This window comes from Oleiphilus sp. HI0080 (assembly GCF_001635135.1).
In genome coordinates this window covers 1-8,331 of record NZ_LWFU01000437.1, presented here as the reverse complement: position 1 = coordinate 8,331, position 8,331 = coordinate 1, and the positions used below count along the sequence as shown (strand labels likewise).

11 protein-coding genes and 1 pseudogene are annotated in these 8,331 nt (G+C 48.0%); 4 read left to right on the top strand and 8 right to left on the bottom strand.

Annotated features, from left to right (window positions below; all coding sequences use genetic code 11):
- On the bottom strand, window positions 1-293 hold a 293-nt coding region (locus tag A3751_RS08455; RefSeq protein WP_068465995.1), incomplete at its 3' end, for a cell division protein ZapA.
- Complete coding sequence (locus A3751_RS08450) at window positions 293-499, bottom strand: TIGR02449 family protein (RefSeq protein WP_068454364.1); 207 nt, start codon at window positions 497-499, stop codon at window positions 293-295. The genes A3751_RS08450 and A3751_RS08455, both read right to left, overlap by 1 nt.
- Before the next feature lie 168 nt (window positions 500-667).
- Here A3751_RS08450 and A3751_RS08445 point away from each other — a divergent pair, with 168 nt between their 5' ends.
- Genes A3751_RS08445 through A3751_RS08430 form a run of 4 tightly spaced genes read left to right on the top strand, consistent with a single transcriptional unit; the run spans window position 668 to window position 5,210 of the window.
- Window positions 668-1,264, top strand: a complete 597-nt coding sequence (locus A3751_RS08445; RefSeq protein WP_068454351.1) for a UPF0149 family protein — start codon at window positions 668-670, stop codon at window positions 1,262-1,264.
- A gap of 48 nt (window positions 1,265-1,312) precedes the next feature.
- Window positions 1,313-2,626, top strand: coding sequence for a Xaa-Pro aminopeptidase (gene pepP / locus A3751_RS08440; protein ID WP_068454348.1), 1,314 nt, complete (start codon window positions 1,313-1,315; stop codon window positions 2,624-2,626).
- A 48-nt stretch (window positions 2,627-2,674) separates the two neighbouring features.
- Window positions 2,675-3,928, top strand: coding sequence for an FAD-dependent monooxygenase (locus A3751_RS08435; protein WP_068454345.1), 1,254 nt, complete (start codon window positions 2,675-2,677; stop codon window positions 3,926-3,928).
- Between the two features lie 49 nt (window positions 3,929-3,977).
- Window positions 3,978-5,210, top strand: coding sequence for a UbiH/UbiF/VisC/COQ6 family ubiquinone biosynthesis hydroxylase (locus tag A3751_RS08430; protein WP_068454342.1), 1,233 nt, complete (start codon window positions 3,978-3,980; stop codon window positions 5,208-5,210).
- A 13-nt stretch (window positions 5,211-5,223) separates the two neighbouring features.
- Here the strand turns inward: A3751_RS08430 and A3751_RS08425 are convergent, their stop codons facing one another.
- The 6 genes and pseudogenes from A3751_RS08425 to A3751_RS23480 form a co-directional block, all read right to left on the bottom strand.
- On the bottom strand, window positions 5,224-5,973 hold the full coding sequence (locus A3751_RS08425) for a 16S rRNA (uracil(1498)-N(3))-methyltransferase (protein WP_082863126.1): 750 nt from the start codon (window positions 5,971-5,973) through the stop codon (window positions 5,224-5,226).
- Entirely contained in the window at window positions 5,970-6,749 is a 780-nt protein-coding gene (gene tatC, locus A3751_RS08420) for a twin-arginine translocase subunit TatC (protein ID WP_068454339.1), read from the bottom strand. The genes A3751_RS08425 and tatC overlap by 4 nt, the downstream gene beginning before the upstream one ends.
- 91 nt (window positions 6,750-6,840) lie before the next feature.
- Entirely contained in the window at window positions 6,841-7,200 is a 360-nt protein-coding gene (gene tatB / locus A3751_RS08415) for a Sec-independent protein translocase protein TatB (RefSeq protein WP_068454336.1), read from the bottom strand.
- 21 nt (window positions 7,201-7,221) lie between these two features.
- A complete protein-coding gene (gene tatA, locus A3751_RS08410; RefSeq protein ID WP_068454333.1) occupies window positions 7,222-7,455 on the bottom strand; it encodes a Sec-independent protein translocase subunit TatA in 234 nt (77 codons plus the stop codon).
- Between the two features lies 1 nt (window position 7,456).
- A complete protein-coding gene (locus A3751_RS08405; RefSeq protein ID WP_068454330.1) occupies window positions 7,457-7,792 on the bottom strand; it encodes a phosphoribosyl-ATP diphosphatase in 336 nt (111 codons plus the stop codon).
- Window positions 7,793-7,808: 16 nt separating this feature from the next.
- Window positions 7,809-8,331, bottom strand: a pseudogene (locus A3751_RS23480) (ubiquinone biosynthesis regulatory protein kinase UbiB); the annotation flags it as partial.

The window sequence follows — 8,331 nt, the reverse complement described above, 5'->3', positions numbered from 1 at the left end:
TACCGGGATTCTTTCGCTGCAAGTATCTGATCCATTTGCGCTTCAAGCTTGCTCAGCTTCTGCTCCTCTCCACTAGAGCTCATCGAGCTCTGCATCAGCTCGTATGTTAGATTGAGCGCCGCCATAACGGCAATGCGCTCACTTCCGAAAACCTTTCCTGAACCACGAATCTCGCGCATTTTTGCGTCGAGCTGCACAGACGCTTCACGCAGTTCTTTTTGTTTGTCTGGTGGACAGGCAACAAGATACTCTTTGTCGAGAATCCTTACTTCAAGCGTATTCTGCTCAGACATTAATTTTGCTCCAGTGCGCGTAGACGACCAATCATTCCCTCGATCTTGGTTTTGGCAAGATCGTTTTTTTGAAGAAGTTTTGAGCGCTCGCTTTGAAGTTGCTCCTGCGACTTAGTCAATCGGGCGTTGTCTTCTTCAAGGCGCTCGCAGTATGCAATGAGTTGTTCGACTTTGTCTGAAAATCTGCTGATAGGCGAGTTATCCATTACGCCGTTCCTTCGTCATTATCGTGAGCGGTTAGAAATTAAAACATAATGCAGCGTATAGTGCTCTGCCCGAAGACTATAATTTGCCCCCGCGTTGCGGTCAATAAGGCTAACGCCTATGGGTGATTCAGTCGTATAATTTCGTTTCATTTATCCAACGGAGACACCATGTCTGAAGATGTTCATGTAGAAAGCGAATTTGAATGGCTTGCCAATGTATACAACATTAACGGCGCAATTAATCATCCAAGCGAACTGCATGGCATTATGATTGGTCACATTACAGGTAATACGCAATTGAAAGACGATGAATGGTTGGCTATGTGTCTAGATCACATGGGCATTGAAGAATTCAACGTTGAGAAGCAGCCGAATGTGCATCAGGATTTGTGTAAGTTTTATCGCGATACTTTAGAAAGTATCGCTGTAGATTCGAGCGCTTTTCAGATTTGCTTGCCTGACGATAGCTATGCAATTGCGGAGCGGGGCGAAGCCTTGGGTGCATGGGTTGGCGGTTTTCTGGAAGGTATTGCTGTGACGCAAACACACGCCTTGGCAAATCTAGACGAGGATCTGCAAGAGATTCTTCGAGATTTGGTAGAAATAAGTCAACTGGATTCCCGTATGGATAGCTCGGAGACCAGTGAGCGCGATTTCTTCGAAGTGTGTGAGTACGTGCGGATAGGCACGTTAAATCTTTACCTCGAGTTTAATGAGCTGCCTGACGGTGCTTCAAACGAAGAAACTGCACCGACCCTTCATTAAAACACTCGCGGCAGCAATCTAGAATTAACAGAATAACGAACTAAACGTATGAGCATTACCAAGAAAGAATTCGCGGCACGGCGTAAAGCGCTTGCCGAGCAGATGGGCGACAACGCAATTGCAATCCTTCCTGCATCCAAGCTGAAGGTGCGCAACCATGACGCTGACTTTCAATTTCGTCAGGATAGCGATTTTTACTATCTAACAGGGTTTAATGAACCAGAGGCTGTCTTGGCGCTTATTCCGGGTAGAGAGCACGGCGAGGCTGTGCTCTTTTGCCGAGAGCGTGATCCGGCAAAAGAAATGTGGGATGGCAAAATGCTTGGGCCTGAGGGCGCAATTAAGCAGCTTGGTTTCGATGATGCGTTTCCGATTAGTGATATTGATGAAATTCTTCCTGGTTTGATTGAAGGCCGCGACAAGGTGTTTTATGCGCTTGGTCGAAATGCGCAGTTCGATGCACAAATCATGGACTGGGTGAACACGATTCGCAGCAAGGTCAGAAGTGGCGCGCATCCACCCGGTGAGTTTGTCGCTATCGAGTACCCTTTGCATGAGCTTCGATTGTTTAAGAGTAAGGCTGAGATAAAAATCATGAAGCGTGCAGGTGAGATCAGCGCGCAAGCGCATGTGCAGGCGATGAAAGCGTGCAAGCCTGGGCTTTATGAATATAGCCTTGAGGCGGAGATTGTTCATCGTTGTATGCAAAAGGGAGCTCGGTTTCAGGCATATTCTTCGATTGTTGGGGGTGGTGACAATAGCTGCATATTGCATTACATCGAAAACAACGAAGCGTTGAAGGATGGAGATCTTGTATTGATCGATGCCGGTTGTGAGCTAGAACTTTATGCCTCTGACATTACGCGGACGTTCCCGGTCAATGGTGCGTTCAGCGAGGCTCAGGCCGAGATCTATCAGATTGTTCTAGATGCGCAGTACGCAGCAATCGAGCAGGTGAAACCCAACAATCATTGGAATCACCCGCATGAGGCGGCAGTGAACGTTATCGTTGATGGCTTGCTACGGTTGGGCATTTTGAAAGGTAAGCGAGAAGAGATTCTTGAAAACGAGACTTATAAGCAGTTCTACATGCACCGGACAGGGCATTGGCTTGGGTTGGATGTGCATGATGTTGGTGAATATAAAACTGGTGGTGAGTGGCGAGTGCTTGAGCCAGGCATGGTGATGACTGTAGAACCTGGCATCTATATCGCGCCGGGCAGCAAAGGCGTAGCGAAAAAGTACCACGGTATTGGGGTTCGTATTGAAGACGATGTCGTTGTCACTAAAACGGGCAACGAGGTGCTGACTTCTGGCGTACCAAAGGATATCGACGAGATTGAAGCGTTAATGGCAGGGTAGATCCTTTCCGGTCAGTGTATTTTGAAAGAGTTGGTTGAGCGTTCTGAAATGGATAATACGATCAAACAAGTTGACTACGACATTGCGATTGTTGGCGGTGGTATGGTGGGTATACCGCTCGCTATTGGGCTGGCAGAGCGTGGTTTCAAGGTTGCGTTGATCGAGAAGTTTCGTCTCAAAGATGTATCTCATGAAGTGTTGCAGAATAGTTTTGATTTGCGCTCTACCGCGATATCTTTAGGGAGTATTGAACTTCTCCAGGCTCTTGGATTATGGGACGCTGAGCAGGCACTAGCTTGTGCGATTAATCGCGTCCATGTCTCCGAGCAAGGTAAAATGGGCACGACGTCGATTGAAGCACGTGATGTGGGTGTTGATGCTCTCGGTTATGTGGTTCCGAATATGGCTTTGGGCGGACTGTTGCATTCTCGGCTTATGGAAAGTGACGTTGCGGTTCTAGATCAGTCGGTGGTTACTCAGGTTCAGATGACCGATACCTGCGCGCAGCTTGAGCTGGATGTGATAGAAAACAAGGCCGATGGTGATCGTCTTCAGAAAAAAAATCTAACAGCAAAACTCTTTGTGATTGCTGACGGCGCAGAATCTAATTTGGCCAGGTCTCTCGGGATCGATTATTCAATAAAGTCCTACCATCAAAAAGCGATCATCACGAATCTGAAAACCGAGTTAGACAACAAGGGCGTTGCTTATGAGCGGTTTGCTAAATCCGGGCCGGCTGCTTTACTGCCGCTCAAGAGAGACGTCAGCGCTTTGGTCTGGACTCTGCATGATGACGTCGCTGATGAAATGATAGCGATGACAGACGCCGACTTTGCAACGCATATCGAAACACTATTCGGTGGCCGTTTAGGGCGAATTGATAAAGTCGGTGAGCGGGATGCGTACTCTCTAGCGCTCACTCAAGCAAAAGAGCTATGTCGCGAGCGATTGCTTGTCGTTGGAAATGCGGCTCATAGTTTGCACCCTGTTGCTGGGCAAGGGTTTAATCTTGCTTTGCGCGGTATCGTTGCATTTATCGAAGGCCTAACCCTCTGTAAGGAAAATGAGTTTTGGGCTTACAAAAATTTAAAGCCTCTTGTTGATGCGCATCGTGGTGAACAGTTCAAAATCGTGAATTTCAGTGATCAACTTGTAGAGCTGTTCTCTCCAGACTCGCATGTTCCAGCGCTTCTAAGGAGTTCTGGCCTGGTGGCACTGAATTCGTTTAAAGAGTTAAAAACCGAGTTTGCGCGACATACCATGGGTCGAGCCCAATCACTTAAGCCTTTGAGTGCGGGTTGATTGGTTGATTGGTTGAGTGGGGTCTTAGGGCGTTTTTGGGGTGAGTACTATGTATGATCTTGTTATTGTCGGAGCCGGTATTTCAGGTGCAAGCGCGGCTGTCGCTCTTGCCAAGACAGGGCTGCACGTTGCCTTAGTGGATGCGCAGGACCCTAGGCTCGTATCCTCAACAAAAGACAGAACGTGTGTTGATGATTTCTCCTCTCGTGTGAGCGCGATTACGCCAGCCAATGCGCAATGGCTTGAAGATATTGGTGTATGGTCGCATTTAAAGCCGCAGCAGATCCAACCCTACGCCAATATGGAGGTGTGGGAGGAACTTGGCGGAGGTCGTATTCAGTTCGATGCTTTGGATTACCAACGCCCTTGTCTCGGTTTTATTATAGAAAACCAAGCCTTACTCAGCGCGTGTTTCGCAGCGCTAGATACAGCCCCCGACATACACTCGGTAGATTACTTTTTTGGGGCGCGAATCAGCGCCATGCACCTCGATCAACAGCAAAAGGTTAGAGAGCTCGTTTTTGAAGACGATAGCCGGATCAGCACCAAGCTCCTAATTGGGGCAGATGGTGCGAACTCTTTTGTTCGCCGCGCATTGAATATCCCGACCCGAGAGTGGGATTACCAACAATGTGCCATTGTTTGTACGGTTGAGACGGAAAAACCGCACGAAGAGACGGCTTGGCAGCGCTTTTCTGAGCGCGGTCCGGTCGCCTACTTACCTTTGCGCGATACGCTAGATAAGAATGATTCAAGATATGCCCACTTTTGTTCCATTGTTTGGTCGTTGGATACTGCGCACGCAAGATCGACGTATGCGCTTGATGACAAGGCGTTCTGTGCATCTATAGAAAGAGAGCTTGAGGGCCGCTTAGGTCAAGTAAAAAGTGTTTCTGCGCGATGTCTGTTTCCCCTCCGTCAGCGTCATGCGAAATCCTATGTTGTCGATCAGGCGGTATTGCTTGGCGATGCGGCACATACAATTCATCCTCTGGCAGGGCAGGGCCTGAATCTTGGCCTGAGCGATGTCCAAGCATTGGAGGGGATTCTTCAAGACGCTCAGCGGAAGGGTTATGCGCTTTCTCATCCTGTTTTGTTGAAGCGTTATCAGCGGCAGCGCAAGAGCGAGAACTTAGCCATGATGCTCGGGATGGAAGGTTTTAAACGGCTTTTTGGTAGCGAAGATCCGTTGTTGCGCTTGCTCAGAAATACAGGCGTTAATACGGTTAATGCGCATACGTTTATCAAGCGACAAATTGCTACGCGGGCTATGGGGCTATGATTTTGCTTTGCTCTTAGCTTGGAAAAATTCTTGAAATCAATGCGGGAACAGCCGTTTCCACACGCAAAATTCGTGTACCGATATTCACCACTTCAAATTCCTGCTCTTGGATTTTCTCAGCTTCGTAGCGTGTAAAGCCACCTTCTGGTCCAATCATCAGCGTGCAAGCTTGCTCAAGATTAACAGGGCATGATGCTATAGCGCCGGGGTGTGCGAGTATTCGCCTGCTGGCTTGAGAGAAGCGCTTTAGCTCGTCTTCAACAAAGGGTTTGAACCATTTGCGTAACTGGATGTTTGGCAAGACGGTATCTTTTGCTTGCTCAAGGCCTAGAACAGCATTTTCATAGAGGGCCTGGTCGCTGAGCCACGGCGTCTGCCAGTAACTCTTTTCGACCTTCCATGAATTTAGAAGAACGATGTCTTTCACGCCCATGGAGATGCAGCTTTGCAAGGTGCGGCGGAGCATCTTTGGCCGCGGTAGGGCGAGTATTAACTTGAGGGGAAGCGCAGAGGGTGGAGGTTCGTTGCAGTCAAACTCAATAAGGGCCTGTTCTGGCTTGATCTCAATCAGACGAGCCTGGCCCATCATGCCGTTTTCGATACCTACATTAAGGGTATCACCCACCTCTGCTTTGAGTGTTTTCAACAAATGCTGAAACTGCCTGCCGGTAATGTTGGCCTGGCCGTACCTCAGGCCCTGACACTGATCCAATGCCACATTCTGATCACATATCTGCCTGGCTTTAAGCAGTAACAGGTTCATGTTGCTGGCGTGTCTGCTTCAGTTTCATCGTTGGGCTTCTCTATCATCTTGGCGAATACAAGGCCTACTTCAAAAAGGAGCCACATTGGAACAGCAAGGAGCGTTTGAGAAATGACATCAGGCGGTGTGAGCAACATACCAACAACGAAGCAGCCAATAACGAGATAAGGACGTTTTTCTGAAAGGCTCGAGGTTGAGGTGGCACCAACTGCGACTAAGATAATGATCGCAATGGGTATTTCAAAAGCAAACCCGAATGCGAAAAACATCTTTAGGACGAAGTCGAGGTACTGGCTGATGTCGGTCATAATAGCGACGTCTTCAGGCCCGGCTGATGTGAAGAATCCAAAGACGAGAGGAAACACAACAAAGTACGCGAAGGCCATGCCGAAGTAGAAAAGTATGATGCTGGACACGAGCAAAGGGATTGCGAGTTTGCGCTCTTTGTCAAAAAGAGCGGGTGATATAAATGCCCAAACCTGATACAAAATTACCGGCATGGCGATAAAAATAGAGGCAACGAACGTCAACTTGAATGGTGTTAGAAATGGCGATGCTACGCCCGTAGCGATCATTGTTGCGCCTTCAGGTAAAAGCGCTCTTAAAGGTTCTGAAAGCAAAAAATACAGGTCGTTCGCGAAATAATAGAGACTAAGAAAAATAACCATTACGGCGATGACGGCGCGTAACATACGGTCGCGAAGTTCAATCAAGTGTGCGATCAAAGGTTGTGCTTGATCTTTGTCGTCCGGGTTGACGGAGTCTTGCTCGCTCATGGGTTTACCTGTTCCGGATGGAAGCGATTGTTTCTGCTCAAGGTTATCGTCAGGCTCAAGACTATTCTACAGCGCAAGGCGACTCAGTCGCTCAAGACTTCTTAAGAGTATCTTCTTCGGCCGGTTCTGCTTGCTTGTCTCGTTTTGGCTGCTTGTTTGCTTCGGGTTCAAAGCTTGAAGAGGCTTCAGCCAAAGCGTGGCTGACAGTTTCGTGAATTTTGTTCGCATCATCATTAATATTAATGCTTTTGCCTTGCTCTTTTAACTGTTCGCGGAGTGTTTCAATTTCAAGTTGTCGATCAATTTCTTGGCTGAATGTACTGGCCATTCGCCGGGCTTTACCAACCCAGCGGCCAACCGTCTGCGCAGCTTTTGGAAGCCGTTCGGGGCCGAGAATAAGAAGAGCGAGAACCGCAACAATAATCAGCTCGAGAAAACCAATATCAAACATGTGCTACTACAGTCTTAAGTGCTAAACGTTTTGGTCTTTCTTTTCTTTATCTGTGCTGACTTTCTCAGCTTTAACATCAATCGTCTCGCCATCGGACTGCTCAATTGATTTTTTTTCTTCCTCATCTTTAACGGCTTTCTTGAAGCCTTTAACGGCACCACCAAGATCGCCACCGATGTTTCTGAGCTTTTTAGTGCCGAAGATGAGTGCGACGATCACCAATATAATTAGTAACTGGGTAGGGCTGATTCCCATTTTATGACTCCTTACTGCGTTGTGCTTTCTCTTCTAGACCAGACAAGTCGAAACGCCGCTTTAGCTCTTCAAGAATGTCCTCATGACGGATATTTAAATGCGACAACATGACCATTGTATGAAACCACAAATCAGCGGTCTCGTATATAAGCTCGTTCTTCGCGGCTCCGTGCTCAACATCTTTGGCGGCCAAAAGTGTCTCGGTGCATTCTTCGCCTACCTTTTCGAGGATCTTGTTTAGCCCTTTCTGATGAAGGCTGGCAACATAAGACTCCTCAGGGTCAGCCTTGCGGCGTTCTTCAAGGATCTCTTCTAATTGCTTTAAAATCTCAGACATTAAGTTCTCCAGAAAATCAGGATACGAATACTAACCAAGCGCCGGCGACAATGCAGATCATTCCCGCAATGGGCATATTTTGAAGTTGACTGACAAGCTCCGGTTGGCTGCTGAGTAAACCGCCGCCAATTAATAGCCCGCCCGCCAAGCGGCGTTTAACGTTGTGCTTACTCGGCTCAGACTTTACCGTTGGTGCCGGTGGATGTTCTAGCTTTCGAATACTGTCCATAGTCTCATAGATCAGTTTCGGAAGTTCAGGCGATTGCTGAACAATGTCAGGGATTTGTGAACGAATTCGTTTAAAAACGCCAGGAGGCGCCAGTCTGTCGCGCATCCATTTTTCAAGGAAGGGCTTTGCGGTGCTCCAAAGATCCAATTCTGGGTAGAGTTCGCGACCCAAGCCTTCTATGTTAATGAGCGTTTTCTGGAGCAAGACTAATTGTGGTTGGACCTCCATGTTGAAGCGTCGCGCAGTCTGGAATAGCCGTAATAAAAACTGACCGAAGGATATCTCGCTTAAAGGGCGCTCAAAAATCGGC

Coding starts and splice junctions, on each gene's coding strand:
- A3751_RS08450 (WP_068454364.1), bottom strand. CDS start 499: ATGGATAACTCGCCTATCAGCAGATTTTCAGACAAAGTCGAACAACTC.
- A3751_RS08445 (WP_068454351.1), top strand. CDS start 668: ATGTCTGAAGATGTTCATGTAGAAAGCGAATTTGAATGGCTTGCCAAT.
- pepP (WP_068454348.1), top strand. CDS start 1,313: ATGAGCATTACCAAGAAAGAATTCGCGGCACGGCGTAAAGCGCTTGCC.
- A3751_RS08435 (WP_068454345.1), top strand. CDS start 2,675: ATGGATAATACGATCAAACAAGTTGACTACGACATTGCGATTGTTGGC.
- A3751_RS08430 (WP_068454342.1), top strand. CDS start 3,978: ATGTATGATCTTGTTATTGTCGGAGCCGGTATTTCAGGTGCAAGCGCG.
- A3751_RS08425 (WP_082863126.1), bottom strand. CDS start 5,973: ATGAACCTGTTACTGCTTAAAGCCAGGCAGATATGTGATCAGAATGTG.
- tatC (WP_068454339.1), bottom strand. CDS start 6,749: ATGAGCGAGCAAGACTCCGTCAACCCGGACGACAAAGATCAAGCACAA.
- tatB (WP_068454336.1), bottom strand. CDS start 7,200: ATGTTTGATATTGGTTTTCTCGAGCTGATTATTGTTGCGGTTCTCGCT.
- tatA (WP_068454333.1), bottom strand. CDS start 7,455: ATGGGAATCAGCCCTACCCAGTTACTAATTATATTGGTGATCGTCGCA.
- A3751_RS08405 (WP_068454330.1), bottom strand. CDS start 7,792: ATGTCTGAGATTTTAAAGCAATTAGAAGAGATCCTTGAAGAACGCCGC.